9 protein-coding genes are annotated in these 13,993 nt (G+C 61.9%); 2 read left to right on the forward strand and 7 right to left on the reverse strand.

The window, feature by feature from the left end:
* Positions 1 to 131: 131 nt before the first annotated feature.
* The 7 genes from CKW29_RS15020 to leuC form a co-directional block, all read right to left on the reverse strand.
* Positions 132 to 2,714, reverse strand: coding sequence for a FimV/HubP family polar landmark protein (locus tag CKW29_RS15020; protein WP_095148772.1), 2,583 nt, complete (start codon positions 2,712 to 2,714; stop codon positions 132 to 134).
* 196 nt (positions 2,715 to 2,910) lie between these two features.
* Positions 2,911 to 3,921, reverse strand: coding sequence for an aspartate-semialdehyde dehydrogenase (locus CKW29_RS15025; protein WP_095148773.1), 1,011 nt, complete (start codon positions 3,919 to 3,921; stop codon positions 2,911 to 2,913).
* Between the two features lie 181 nt (positions 3,922 to 4,102).
* A complete protein-coding gene (gene asd / locus CKW29_RS15030; protein WP_095146332.1) occupies positions 4,103 to 5,215 on the reverse strand; it encodes an aspartate-semialdehyde dehydrogenase in 1,113 nt (370 codons plus the stop codon).
* A gap of 67 nt (positions 5,216 to 5,282) precedes the next feature.
* Positions 5,283 to 6,365, reverse strand: coding sequence for a 3-isopropylmalate dehydrogenase (gene leuB / locus CKW29_RS15035; RefSeq protein WP_095148774.1), 1,083 nt, complete (start codon positions 6,363 to 6,365; stop codon positions 5,283 to 5,285).
* A gap of 51 nt (positions 6,366 to 6,416) precedes the next feature.
* A complete protein-coding gene (locus CKW29_RS15040; protein WP_095146331.1) occupies positions 6,417 to 7,181 on the reverse strand; it encodes a class I SAM-dependent methyltransferase in 765 nt (254 codons plus the stop codon).
* Positions 7,182 to 7,337: 156 nt separating this feature from the next.
* Positions 7,338 to 7,982, reverse strand: a complete 645-nt coding sequence (leuD, locus tag CKW29_RS15045) for a 3-isopropylmalate dehydratase small subunit (protein ID WP_095146330.1) — start codon at positions 7,980 to 7,982, stop codon at positions 7,338 to 7,340.
* 2 nt (positions 7,983 to 7,984) lie between these two features.
* Complete coding sequence (gene leuC / locus CKW29_RS15050; protein WP_095148775.1) at positions 7,985 to 9,415, reverse strand: 3-isopropylmalate dehydratase large subunit; 1,431 nt, start codon at positions 9,413 to 9,415, stop codon at positions 7,985 to 7,987.
* A 198-nt stretch (positions 9,416 to 9,613) separates the two neighbouring features.
* Between leuC and CKW29_RS15055 the strand changes: the two genes are divergently transcribed.
* Positions 9,614 to 10,504, forward strand: a complete 891-nt coding sequence (locus tag CKW29_RS15055) for a LysR family transcriptional regulator (protein ID WP_095146328.1) — start codon at positions 9,614 to 9,616, stop codon at positions 10,502 to 10,504.
* 69 nt (positions 10,505 to 10,573) lie between these two features.
* Complete coding sequence (locus tag CKW29_RS15060) at positions 10,574 to 13,864, forward strand: PAS domain S-box protein (RefSeq protein WP_095148776.1); 3,291 nt, start codon at positions 10,574 to 10,576, stop codon at positions 13,862 to 13,864.
* Positions 13,865 to 13,993 lie beyond the last annotated feature (129 nt).

A 13,993-nucleotide genomic window follows, 5' to 3' on the forward strand; every position in this document is an offset into this window, starting at 1 on the left:
TGGAGTATCCGCAGGTGTGGCGACCAGGGCATTGTCTAGCCCTGAAACAGGTGTGAACCTTATTCAGGACGGGACACATAAAACAAAAACGGCAGCCATCATGGGCTGCCGTTTTTGTCATGCCAGGTCAATCAAGCCAGGCGAGCGAGCATTTCCCTGGCTTCGCTCTTCTGGCCGTCATTGCCCTCGCTGAGTACCTCGCCGAGGATGTCCCGCGCACCATCGTTATCACCCATGTCGATGTACGCCTGGGCCAGATCCAGCTTGGTGGCGACTTCATCGGTACCCGAGAGGAAGTCAAGCTCCGACTCATCGCTGTCCGCCGCCAGCGCCGCATCCTCAGCGGTGAAGGTGGGCTCAACGATGGGCGGATGCTCCAGCTCTTGCGAGAAGCGATCCAACTCGGCGTGCACATCATCCAGGTCAGCAATGAAGTCATCCGGCTTGGCGGACGAATCCATTTCATCGGCCAGGGACAGGTCGAAATCGGCCGGCAACTCCAGGTCATCCAGCGTCACGTCGACCACCTCAGGCGTCTGCTGTGCCGGCGGCTCATCGTCGAGGCTGAGCAGGGACTCATCCTCGGACAAGGTCGACTCCGGCAGGTCCGCACCCAGGTCGAGATCGAAGTCCGCCAGATCGCCCAGCCCCTCCGGCTCTTGAGCCTGCTGCGATACCGGCTCAAAACTCAGGTCATCGTCCAGCGGGAATGCTTCCAGCTCGGCGACAGGCTCGGCGGCGAGCTGTTCAGGCGATACCGCCTCCAGCTCATCCAGACTGAGGTCGAATGCACTATCGAAATCTTCCTCTGGCGCAGCAACTTCGGGTGCTGGAGCTGGAACCTCAGGCTCATCCAGCAGCAACTCCTTGACGTACTGGGCATCCAGCTCGGCCGCCGCAGCAGCGGCGGCAATGCCACCCACTGCCGCTATGGCAAGCATGGCCGGGAAGCGACTTTTGAGCTGCTCGACCTCTGCGTAGTTCTTACCATTGGCAACCAACTGGCGCTCTTGCGCGACAAACGCATCGCGATCGCCCTGCTGAGCATAGACTTCCATCAACTTGAGGCGCAGCTCGCTGCGTTGCGGCTCTTGCTTGACGCCTTCTTCCAGCAGGTTGACCGCCTGGTTCAGACGCCCGGCATCGATGTGCGACTGCGCGTGCATCAGCACATCGTCCGAGCGTTCGGCGGCAGGCGACACCAGGGGCGCAGCAATTGGCGTGGTCATCACGACCGGCGCCACCACCACCGGCTCAGCCGCTGGAGCTGGAGCTGGAGCTGGAGCTGGAGCCAGCTTGACGGCGGGCGGCGCAACTTCAAGGCCCTCGAAGCTGCTTTCCGGCAGATCGAGGTCCTCGGAGAAATCCGACTCTTCAGCCAGCGCCTTCGCCATCCGCCGGTGCTTTTCGGATTCCTGCTGAGCCTTGCGACGACGCGCCAGCAGCAACAGCAGCAAGGCCAGCACGACCGCCCCGCCACCGACCAGCCCCATCAGCGCCGGACTGGCCAGCAACTCGTCGTACTTCTGTTCATCGTTGGCCGCAGGCGCGGCGGCCGGGTCTGCCGATGGCGTCGCAGCAGCCGTCTCGGGAGATTCTGTAGCCAAGGTCGCGGCAGGCTCAACCAACTCGGCCGGCATCGTCTCTGAAGACAGGGTCGCGCCAGCATGCCCCGCTTCTGCCTGCAGCTTGGCCAGTTGATTGTTTTTCAGCTCGATCAGGCGCTGAAGCTTGTCCAGCTGGCTTTGCAAGTCGGTCATGCGGCTGTTCAGCTCGGCGTTGTCACGACGGGCCGTGTCGAGGCTTTCCTGTGCTACTGCCAGCTTGTTGCCGATGGCCTGGCTATCGCCGGCCGGGCCCTTGCCACGGTTTTTGCCGGACTCGGCCGAGACCAGGCTCAGGTTATCCTTGGCAGCACCCTGGGCCAGCGCGCTATTACGCCCGCGACCGCTGGCGTCCAGTTGCTGCGCCTGGGTCCGCGGCACGTAGCGTCGCCCCTGGCGCCAGGCGGCGTTCTGCGCGGCCACTTCAGCAATGGCTTGCGCTTGCGGCAGGCCAGTGCTTTGCCCAGCGTCCGGCAGGCGCAAGACCTGACCGGTTTTCAAGCGGTTGATGTTGCCATCGATAAAGGCATCGGGGTTCAACGCCTGGATCGCCAGCATGGTTTGCTGGATCGAAGCGCCATTGCGCGCCTTCGCGGCAATCTCCCACAGGGTGTCGCGCGGCGCCGTGGTGTGTTGCGCCGTCGCCCCGGTAACCGGCGCGTTGACCGCTGGCGCCGTTTGCGCCGCGGCTTCAGCGGTTTGCGGCGAGAACTTGGAAGGGTCGAGCAGCACGCTGTAGTCACGCAGCAGACGGCCGTTCGGCCACATCACCTGAACCAGGAACTTCACCATGGGCTCGGACAGCGGCTGGCTGGACGTCACCCGCAGGATGCTTTTACCGCCAGGGTTGAGCACAGTCGTGAATGTCAGGTCATTGAGGAACGCCTGGCGGTCCACGCCGGCCTTGGCGAAGTCATCGGCCGAGGCCAGGCTTGGTGCCACTTCGGCCGCCGTGAGGTCCTTGACATCGAGCAACTCGATCTCGGCCACCAACGGCTGGTTCAGGGTCGACTTGAGGGTCAGTTCCCCAAGCCCAAGGGCATGCGCCATACCGGAGGACAGCGCCGAGGCGGCCGCTATTGCTAACACCAGTTTGCGAACTTGAACCATAGCCTCATCCTTTGTTTGAACATTCCTCGGCCAGCGAGAAGGTGTTTAATGCTGCTGCCGTAAGGCATGGCGCACAGGACTCGGAGGAGTCTGCGCGCGATTATTTCACTCACGCCCTTGCAGGCCCCGCATGGCGGCCCGCCTCATAGCATAGCGTTCAGCTAGAATCATTCTGCAAATTGTTGCCAAGTATCTTTTACACAAGGTCTTTTATCAACAACTCGGCCACCTGCACTGCGTTGAGCGCGGTGCCTTTGCGTACGTTATCTGACGTCAGCCACAGATTAAGTTCCGCCGGATCGTCGACGCCGCCGCGAACCCGACCAACGTAAACCACGTCCTGGCCGACCGCATCACCGACCGGCGTCGGGTAATCACCCGCCTCCACCAACTCGATACCCGGCGCCGCCTCCAGTGCGGCGTTGACTGCAGCCAGGTCGACCGTCTTGGCCGAAACCAGGGTCACGGTATAGCTATCGCCAAAAAACACCGGAGCTTGAACGCAGGTCGCGGAAATCTTCAAGGCTGGCTGCGCCATGACTTCACGCAACTCTCGAACCAGGCGTTTTTCCAGCAGCGTATGGCCTTGGGCATCCGGCGTGCCGACCTGTGCCAGCAGGTTGAACGCCATCTGCCGATCGAAGAAGCGCGGTTCCAGCGGGCGGGCGTTCAGCAGCTCGGCAGTCTGCCGGGCCAGTTCGGTCACCGCCTCGCGGCCCTGGGCTGAAACAGCCAGACTGGCGGTTACGGCGATGCGCTGCACATCGAGCTGATCACGCAACGCTGCCAGGACCACGGCCAGGGTGGTCGCCGAGGCGCTTGGGCTGCTGACCTGAAACGGCTTTTTCAGCCCGGCCAGCACCTGGGCATTGGCTTCCGGTACCACCTGTGGCGCCTGGTCGGCTGGCAAGGCACCGGACAAGTCGATCAGCGCGCAACCCGCGGCCGTCGCTCGCGGGGCAAAGCTCAGGGTGACCGCCGGCCCGGCGGCAAAGAACACCAGTTGCACCTTGCTGAAATCAAACTCGTCGACCTCCCGCACCCGCACGTTCTTGCTGCGGAACATCACCGAATGCCCAGCCGACTCGCTGCTCGCCAGCAGGTGCAGGTTGGCAACCGGAAAATCACGCTCTTCGAGAATCTGAACGAGGGTTTCGCCAACAGTACCGGTGGCGCCGACAACGGCGATATCAAAGGACTGGCTCATGGTTCTACCTCAGGCGAAACGGGGGGAGCGGCACTTTACCGGGTGACTGGCATGCAGGCAATTGCGCCGGGGATTTGTCGTGCCTGTGCCTGCTCGTGATGGCGACTTGACTGACGACACAACGCTCATAAAAAAACCCGCACCTCTTTCAAGGCACGGGTTCTTTCACGGCATCAACCGATCAACGTTCCAGCAGGATCCGCAACATGCGACGCAGCGGCTCGGCCGCGCCCCACAGCAGTTGGTCGCCGACGGTGAAGGCACCGAGGTACTGGGTCCCCATGTTCAGCTTGCGCAGACGGCCAACCGGTACGTTCAGGGTACCGGTGACCTTGGTCGGACTCAGCTCCTGCATGCTGATGTCGCGGCTGTTCGGCACCAGCTTGACCCAAGGGTTGTGCTGGCTGATCAGACCTTCGATATCGGCGATCGGCACGTCTTTGTTCAGCTTGATGGTCAGCGCCTGGCTGTGGCAGCGCATGGCGCCGATACGCACACAGATGCCGTCCACCGGGATTGGGCTCTTGAAGCGCCCGAGAATCTTGTTGGTCTCGGCTTGGGCCTTCCACTCTTCGCGGCTCTGGCCGTTCGGCAGTTCCTTGTCGATCCAGGGGATCAGGCTGCCCGCCAGCGGTACGCCGAAGTTTTCGGTCGGGTAGGCGTCGCTGCGCATGGCTTCGGCAACACGACGGTCGATGTCGAGGATGGCGCTGGCCGGGTCGGCCAGTTGATCGGCGACAGCGGCATGGGTCGCGCCCATCTGCTTGATCAGCTCACGCATGTTCTGCGCGCCGGCACCCGAGGCTGCCTGATAGGTCATGGCGCTCATCCACTCCACCAGACCGGCTTCGAACAGGCCACCCAGGCCCATCAGCATCAGGCTGACCGTGCAGTTGCCGCCGATGTAGTTCTTGGTGCCCGCGTCCAGCTGCTGGTCGATGACCTTGCGGTTGACCGGGTCCAGCACGATGACGGCGTCATCCTGCATACGCAGGCTGGACGCGGCATCGATCCAGTAACCCTGCCAGCCGGCTTCACGCAGCTTGGGGAACACTTCACTGGTGTAGTCGCCACCCTGGCAGGTCAGAATCACGTCGAGGGTCTTGAGCTCTTCAATGCTGTAAGCGTCTTTGAGCGGAGCAATGTCCTTGCCCACGGACGGACCTTGGCCACCGACATTGGAAGTGGTGAAAAACACCGGCTCAATGAGATCGAAATCCTGCTCTTCCAGCATCCGCTGCATGAGCACGGAACCGACCATACCGCGCCAACCGATCAGACCTACACGTTTCATCGCAACTACACCTTTTACAAAAAGTGGGCTCGCTTGCCGGCATCAGCAACAAGCGGGGCCCGAGAGATTACAGATTCCGCAGCGCGGCGACTACTGCGTCGCCCATTTCCTGCGTTCCGACTTTAGTGCAACCGGCCGACCAGATGTCACCGGTGCGCAGGCCCTGATCCAGGACCACGCTCACGGCTTGCTCGATGGCGTCAGCGGCGGCCTGCTGGTTGAAGCTGTAACGCAGCATCATCGATACCGACAGAATGGTCGCCAGCGGGTTGGCAATGCCCAGGCCTGCAATGTCCGGCGCCGAACCATGGCACGGCTCGTACATGCCTTTGTTGTGGGTATCCAGCGAGGCCGACGGCAGCATGCCGATGGAGCCGGTGAGCATCGATGCCTGGTCGGACAGGATGTCGCCGAACATGTTGTCGGTGACGATCACGTCGAATTGCTTCGGCGCGCGCACCAGTTGCATGGCGGCGTTGTCGACGTACATGTGGCTCAGCTCGACCTCGGGGTAATCCTTGGCCACTTGCTCGACCACTTCGCGCCACAGCTGACTGGAGGCCAGGACGTTGGCCTTGTCCACCGAGCAGAGCTTCTTGCCGCGCACCATGGCCATGTCGAAGCCGACCCGGGCGATGCGACGGATTTCGCTTTCGCTGTACGGCAGGGTGTCGTACGACTGGCGCTCACCGTTTTCCAGGGTGCGGGTGCCGCGTGGCGCGCCGAAGTAGATACCGCCGGTCAGTTCACGGACGATCAGGATGTCCAGGCCGGCGACGATTTCCGGCCTCAGGCTGGAAGCCTCGGCCAGTTGCGGGTACAGGATTGCCGGACGCAGGTTGCCGAACAGCCCCAGTTGCGCACGAATCTTCAGCAGGCCACGCTCAGGACGGATATCCCGCTCGATAGCGTCCCATTTCGGGCCGCCCACGGCACCCAGCAACACGGCATCGGCCGCACGGGCACGCTCCAGGGTTTCGTCGGCCAATGGCACGCCGTGCCGGTCGATGGCGGCGCCACCGATGACGTCGTGGCTCAATTCGAAGTCCAGGGCGAACTTGTCATTGGCCAGCTCCAGCACCTTGACCGCTTCGGCCATGATTTCCGGGCCAATACCGTCACCTGGGAGAATCAGAATCTGCTTGCTCATGCGTTCCTCATGTCATCAGTCGGCGCACCCACGGGTGCACCCGGAAAAATTCTAGCGTTCGGCCCACAGTACCAGCACATCGGTACTGAACGAACCATCGGCCTCAATCTCAAAATATTCACGTACTTCGTTGCCCATCGACTGCTGCAACTCCCGGATCGCCGCACGCATCACCGCTGGCGTGCGCATGCGCTCGACCCAGCTGCTGTACTCCAGGCGCAACCGCTGGCGCGTGGTACTGCGGGTCTGCAACCCCGCCTCGCTGACCTGGCGCAACCACTCGCCGGCGGAATAATCACGCACGTGGCTGGTGTCGCGCAGTACCTCGACGCTTTGCAGGTAAGTGTCGAGCAATGGTGCGCCCGGTGACAACACATCGATGAACGCCGCCACCCCGCCCGGCTTCAATACCCGGCGCACTTCGCGCAGGGCCAGGCCGAGGTCGCTCCAGTGGTGCGCCGAATAGCGGCTGAACACGAAATCGAACTCGCCATCGGCGAATGGCAGCCGTTCGGCGGCCCCCAGCACGGTGGTCACGTTGCCCAGGCCGCGATCAACGGCAGCACCGGCCACCACGTCGAGCATCTGTTGCGACAAGTCGTAGGCCACCACTTCCTTGACCAGCGAGGCCACATGAAAACTGACATGACCGGCGCCACAACCCAGGTCCAGCACCCGGGCTTCACCCTGCCCCGCCAGCTCGGCCTGTAGCAGCGCAAATTCAGTGCCTTGAGCGTGTACAGCGCTGCTCAGGTAGGCCGAAGCCTGTTCACCGAATTGCTTTTGTACGACTTGGGTATGGGCGGTGTTTGTCATGATGACTTCCCTGATTGGACAGCCTGGTGATTATCTGTAGGAGCGAGCTTGCTCGCGAAGGTCGTCAACGATGATGCTGGGATCCTGAAGGAACGCAGCGTCCTTGAGTCTTTCGCGAGCAAGCTCGCTCCTACAGTGGGTTACACGTCCGGTTAATTAAGCGTCGCGAAACAACCAAGGCTGGCTCGCGCGATGCTTGGCTTCAAACGCAGCAATCGCCTCGCCGTCCTGCAAGGTCAGGCCGATATCGTCCAGGCCGTTGAGCAGGCAGTGCTTGCGGAACGCATCAATCTCGAAGCTCAACACCTTGCCGTCAGGACGGGTCACCGTCTGGGCCTGCAAATCGACCTGCAACTGGTAACCAGGAGTCGCCTCCACTTGCTGGAACAGTTCGTCGACTTCCTCGTCGCTGAGAATGATCGGCAGCAAGCCGTTCTTAAAACTGTTGTTGAAGAAGATGTCGGCGTAGCTCGGCGCGATGATGCTGCGGAAACCGTACTCTTCCAGGGCCCACGGCGCGTGCTCACGGCTGGAGCCGCAACCGAAGTTCTCGCGGGCCAGCAACACGCTGGCGCCCTGGTAACGCTCGGCGTTGAGTACGAAGTCCTTGTTCAGCGGGCGCCTGGAGTTGTCCTGGTACGGCTGACCCACGTCCAGGTAGCGCCACTCGTCGAACAGGTTCGGGCCAAAACCGGTGCGCTTGATCGATTTGAGGAACTGCTTGGGGATGATCTGGTCGGTGTCGACGTTGGCACGATCCAAAGGCGCGACAAGACCTGTGTGCTGGGTAAAGGCTCTCATGGTTACTGCGCTCCCTGGATCAATTCACGGACATCGATGAAACGACCGTTGACGGCTGCGGCGGCTGCCATGGCCGGGCTGACGAGGTGGGTACGTCCACCGGCGCCCTGACGGCCTTCGAAGTTACGGTTGGAGGTCGAGGCGCAATGCTCGCCGGACTCCAAACGGTCCGGGTTCATCGCCAGGCACATCGAGCAGCCTGGTTCACGCCATTCAAAACCGGCCTCGAGGAAAATCTTGTCCAGGCCTTCCGATTCCGCCTGCGCCTTCACCAGGCCCGAGCCCGGCACCACGATGGCCTGCTTGATGGTCGATGCCACTTTGCGGCCCTTGGCGATCACGGCGGCAGCGCGCAAATCTTCGATTCGCGAGTTGGTGCAGGAGCCGATGAACACGCGGTCCAGTTGAATGTCGGTGATCGCCTGATTGGCGGTCAAACCCATGTATTTCAAGGCGCGGACGATGGAGTCGCGCTTGACCAGATCCATCTCTTTAGCCGGGTCCGGCACGTTCTGATCGACGGCGAGAACCATTTCCGGGGAAGTGCCCCAGCTGACTTGCGGCTTGATCTGTGCAGCATCGAGTTCAACGATAGTGTCGAACTTCGCGTCCGCATCGGACACCAGGTCTTTCCAGGCTTCGACAGCCAGATCCCACTCAGCGCCTTTCGGGGCGAACGGACGACCCTTGACGTAGGCCACGGTCTTCTCGTCCGCCGCGACCAGGCCCACACGGGCACCGGCTTCAATGGACATGTTGCAGATGGTCATGCGGCCTTCGACCGACAAGTCACGAATGGCGCTACCGGCGAACTCGATCGCATGGCCATTGCCACCAGCGGTGCCGATCTTGCCGATCACCGCGAGAACGATGTCCTTGGCAGTCACGCCGAACGGCAGCTTGCCCTCGACCTCTACCCGCATGTTCTTCATTTTCTTGGCGACCAGGCACTGGGTGGCGAGCACGTGCTCGACCTCGGAGGTGCCGATACCGTGGGCCAGGGCACCAAACGCGCCATGGGTCGAGGTATGGGAGTCACCGCAGACCACGGTCATGCCCGGCAAGGTTGCACCCTGCTCCGGGCCGATGACATGGACAATCCCCTGGCGCACGTCGTTCATCTTGAATTCGACGATGCCGTATTCGTCGCAGTTGTCATCGAGGGTCTGAACCTGCAGGCGCGACACCTGGTCGACGATGGCGTTGATGCCACCCTTGCGCTCCGGCGTCGTCGGTACGTTGTGGTCCGGGGTCGCGATGTTGGCATCGATGCGCCAAGGCTTGCGCCCGGCCAGGCGCAGACCTTCAAAGGCTTGCGGCGAGGTCACTTCGTGAATGATGTGACGATCGATATAGATCAGCGCCGAACCATCGTCGCGCTGCTTGACCAAATGCGAATCCCAGAGCTTGTCGTAGAGCGTTTTGCCGGCCATCAGACGTTTCCTCATCAGCTTGTTTCTATGCCGGGGAGGCCTGCGTGGCAAGTGCCGCTGGAGCACTTCGCCGTACAGGCCCCTGGGGTTGAAGTGACTCAATAACCCCGTGGCTTGTGAGGTCGATCCTATGGGGTTACATTAAATAACTCAAATTCATATTTTTTATGCTTTGGATAACCAACTGGAATACAAGAAATGGACCTGGCCAACCTCAATGCTTTTATCGCCATTGCCGAGACGGGCAGCTTCTCGGGCGCCGGTGAGCGCCTGCATCTGACCCAGCCGGCCATCAGCAAGCGAATCGCCGGGCTGGAACAACAACTCAACGTGCGCCTGTTCGATCGGCTGGGTCGCGAAGTCAGCCTGACCGAGGCCGGACGTGCCTTGCTGCCGCGCGCCTACCAGATACTCAACGTGCTGGACGACACCCGCCGGGCGCTGACCAACCTGACCGGCGAAGTCAGCGGGCGCCTGACACTGGCCACAAGCCATCACATCGGCCTGCACCGCCTGCCACCTTTATTAAGGGCGTTCACCCGCCTCTACCCCGAGGTGGCACTGGATATTCAGTTCCTCGACTCGGAAGTGGCCTATGAGGAAATTCTTCATGGTCGCGCCGAGCTGGCGGTCATCACCCTGGCGCCAGAGCCTCATTCGCTGGTCAAGGCCACGCCCGTGTGGGACGACCCCCTGGACTTCGTGGCGGCCCCCGAACACTCGCTGATCAGCAATGGCGCGGTCACGTTGGCCGATATCGCGCGCCACCCCGCGGTATTTCCCGGCGGCAATACCTTTACCCATCACATCGTCCAGCGCCTGTTCGAAACCCAGGGCCTCACGCCAAACATCGCCATGAGCACTAACTACCTGGAAACCATCAAAATGATGGTCTCCATCGGCCTTGCCTGGAGCGTCTTGCCGCGCACCATGCTCGATGATCAGGTGGCGCGCATACCTTTACCGGGCATACAGCTCAGTCGCGAGCTAGGCTATATCGTGCACACCGAACGGACGCTATCGAATGCGGCACGGGCTTTCATGGCCTTGCTGGACGCACAAATCGATTTGCCAGGGACTCACGGCTGACTTGTGCTAATCCTTTAAGGCTGCAAACCCCACTGCCGAATGCCCAATTCAGCCCAAGGCCTGTAGCCAATGCCCAAATCTGTTGACCGCCCACGCCCACACACACCGCCGATGCCGCGTATACAGGCGCTGGACCCTCACACCTCGGAGCAGAGCTGGGAAAGCGCACCGCAGTTGCTGGCCGCCCTCAACGGCGCTCGCCTGGGCGCCTGGTACTGGGACATCGAGCGCGGGCAGATCAGTTGGTCCCGGGGCACCCAGGCGCTGTTCGGTTTCGATCCACGGCAACCACTGCCCACGGACCTGGAATACCTGGACCTTCTCCCTCCCGAGGATCGGGCAAAAGCCCTGCGCGCCTTCCATGCGGTGATCGCGGGCGCCCCGCTGGAGCAGGCGATGCACCATCGCATCCGCTGGCCAGATGGCACCCTGCATTGGCTGGAGATCAGCGGCAGCCTGCTGCCGGACAAGCACGGCCGGCCACGCATGATCGGCGTGATCCGCGAAATCACCCACCAGCGCCAGCGCGAACAAGCCCTGAGCAGCTCGGAAAAGCGCTTCGCCACGCTGTTTCACCTATGCCCCAACATGGTGCTGCTGACCCGCCAGGAAGACGGCCTGATCACCGAAGCCAACCAGTATTTCGAAAGCCTGTTCGGCTGGCCGGTACAGGACGCCATTGGCCGCACGACCCTGGAGCTGGGCCTATGGGTCCACCCCGAGCAACGGACAAAGCTGGTCAAGGCCACCAAGGCCAAGGGCGAACTGGTCAGCATGGAGGTGCAGTTTCGCGCCAGCAATGGCCAGGTCCATGACGGCATCCTCAGCGCACAGAAGGTCGAGCTCGAAGGCCAGCCCTTCCTGCTCAGCACCTTTCTCGACACCACGGAACGAAAAGTCGCCGAACAGGCGCTCAAAGACAGCCAGGAGCGCCTGGACCTGGCCCTGGACTCGGCCCAGTTGGGCACCTGGGACTGGCACATTCCCAGCGGCATGCTCTATGGCTCGGCGCGGGCGGCCCAGTTGCACGGGCTGGACGCCAAGCCGTTCCATGAGTCCTTCGATGATTTTTTCGAGGGTGTGCCCGACGAAGAGCGTGGCAGCATGCGCGACGCCTACCGCAGCCTGCGTGAGGGACCGGCGGGCAATTACCAATTGACCTATCGCGTGCAATTATCGGACGGCAGTTCGCGCTACCTGGAAAGCCGCGCCCGACTGTACCGAGACGAGAGCGGCCTCCCGCTGCGCATGGCCGGCACGCTGCTGGACATCACCGACCAGGTTGAGCGTGAACAACGGCTGGTGACCTCCGAAGAAAAATTCGCCACCCTGTTCCAGGTCAGCCCCGACCCGATCTGTGTCACCCGCCAGGACAGCGGCCAGTTCATCGAAATCAACTCCAGCTTCACCCAGACCTTCGGCTGGAGTGCCGCCGAGGTGATTGGCCGCAGCGGCGACGACCTTGGCCTGTGGGATGCGTCATCGAAAAGCCTGCAACGGATCGAGCAGGTGATCCGCGAGCAGGGCCTGAACAATGTCGCGATCATCGTCCGCCACAAGTACGGGCAGGCCCTGACCTGCGTGATCTCCAGCCGCCAGATCAGCGTCGGCGACCAACCCTGCATCGTCACCACCCTGCGCGACATCACCCAGCAGCAACGCTCGGAAGCCGCGCTCAAGGCCAGCGAAGAGAAGTTCGCCAAAGCGTTTCACTCAAGCCCCGACGCCATCACCATCTCCGAGCGCGACACCGGACGCTATCTGGAGGTCAACGACGGATTCTGCCGCCTGACCGGCTATCGTGCTGACGAAGTGGTCGGCAAAACCGTGTATCAGGTGGGCATCTGGGCCGAAGAGAAGCAGCGCTCTGCCCTACTGTCGGAGTTGCAACTCAAGGGCCGGGTTCACCATCTGGAAATGCTCGGGCGCAACAAACGCGGCGAACTGCTGACGGTAGAAGTCTCGGTGGAACCGATCACCCTCAACGAGACGGCGTGCCTGCTGTTGACCGCCCGGGACGTCAGCCTGCTGAAGAACGCCGAAGCGCAGATCCGCCACCTGGCCTACCACGACCCCCTGACCAACCTGCCCAACCGGGCGCTGCTGATGGATCGACTGAGCCAGCAGATCGCCCTGCTCAAGCGCCATAACCTGCGCGGCGCCCTGATGTTTCTCGATCTGGACCACTTCAAGCACATCAATGACTCCCTCGGCCATCCCGTGGGCGATACCGTGCTGAAGATCATCACCGCACGCCTGGAAGCCAGCGTGCGCATGGAAGACACCGTGGCACGGCTGGGCGGGGATGAGTTCGTGGTCCTGCTCAGCGGTCTGGAGGGTTCGCGCAGCGAAGTCAGCGATCAGGTCCGGGAACTGGCCGACACCTTGCGCGAACTGCTGTCGGAACCGATGTTCCTCGACGGCCAGCGCCTGCAAGTCACGCCGAGCATTGGCATAGCATTGATTCCCGACCACGGTTCCACGCCCACCGACCTGCTCAAGCGCGCGGACATTGCCCTCTACCGCGCCAAGGATTCGGGGCGCAACACCACGCAGATGTACCACAACACCATGCAAAAGGCCGCCAGTGAACGGTTGCGCATGGAAACCGACCTGCGCCTGGCACTGTCCCGGGGCGAGTTTCGCGTGCACTACCAATCCCAGATCGACGCCCGCGACGGGCGCATCGTCGGCGCCGAGGCGCTGGTACGCTGGAACCACCCCCAACTGGGCGCGCAGTCACCCAACGAGTTCATCAAAGTCCTGGAGGACAGCGGGTTGATTCTCGAGGTCGGCACCTGGATCCTCGATGAAGCGTGCCTGGCCTTCAAACAACTGATCGCCAACGGCAAAATCGACCCGCTGAACTTCAGCCTCTGCGTCAACATCAGCCCGCGACAGTTCCGTCAGAACGACTTCGTCGAGCGCATCGAACAAAGCCTGGCCAGCCACGACCTGCCCTGCTCATTGCTGAAGCTGGAAATCACCGAAGGCATCGTGATCCAGAACCTGGAAGACACCATCATCAAGATGCGTCGCCTGAAAAAGCTCGGCGTCAGCTTTGCGATGGACGATTTCGGCACCGGGTACTCGTCACTGACCTACCTCAAGCGCCTGCCTGTCGACACCCTGAAAATCGACCAGTCGTTCATCCGCGACGCCACCAGCGACCCCAACGACGCCGAAATCATCCGCGCCATCGTCGCCATGGCCCGCAGCCTGGAGCTGGAAGTGATCGCCGAAGGCGTGGAAACGCCAGAGCAGCTTGAGTTTTTGCAGGGGCTCGACTGCCATTTGTATCAAGGGTACCTGCACAGTCGGCCGTTGCCGCTGGAGGAGTTTCAACAACTGCTGAAATGACGGATCGAGTAGGAGGCGGTTTCACAACCGCCGTCCTCTCACACCACCGTACATACGGTTCCGTATACGGCGGTTCAGGTTATGCGGCTAAGCCGGTTAATCGTTTCCAGTATTGAGACAAGCCCCAGC

Origin of the sequence: Pseudomonas sp. Irchel s3a18 (genome assembly GCF_900187535.1) — a bacterium.
In the GTDB taxonomy this organism is placed as follows: Bacteria; Pseudomonadota; Gammaproteobacteria; order Pseudomonadales; family Pseudomonadaceae; genus Aquipseudomonas.

Coding starts and splice junctions, on each gene's coding strand:
- leuB (WP_095148774.1), bottom strand. CDS start 6,365: ATGAGCAAGCAGATTCTGATTCTCCCAGGTGACGGTATTGGCCCGGAA.
- CKW29_RS15055 (WP_095146328.1), top strand. CDS start 9,614: ATGGACCTGGCCAACCTCAATGCTTTTATCGCCATTGCCGAGACGGGC.
- CKW29_RS15040 (WP_095146331.1), bottom strand. CDS start 7,181: ATGACAAACACCGCCCATACCCAAGTCGTACAAAAGCAATTCGGTGAA.
- leuD (WP_095146330.1), bottom strand. CDS start 7,982: ATGAGAGCCTTTACCCAGCACACAGGTCTTGTCGCGCCTTTGGATCGT.
- CKW29_RS15020 (WP_095148772.1), bottom strand. CDS start 2,714: ATGGTTCAAGTTCGCAAACTGGTGTTAGCAATAGCGGCCGCCTCGGCG.
- CKW29_RS15060 (WP_095148776.1), top strand. CDS start 10,574: ATGCCCAAATCTGTTGACCGCCCACGCCCACACACACCGCCGATGCCG.
- asd (WP_095146332.1), bottom strand. CDS start 5,215: ATGAAACGTGTAGGTCTGATCGGTTGGCGCGGTATGGTCGGTTCCGTG.
- leuC (WP_095148775.1), bottom strand. CDS start 9,415: ATGGCCGGCAAAACGCTCTACGACAAGCTCTGGGATTCGCATTTGGTC.
- CKW29_RS15025 (WP_095148773.1), bottom strand. CDS start 3,921: ATGAGCCAGTCCTTTGATATCGCCGTTGTCGGCGCCACCGGTACTGTT.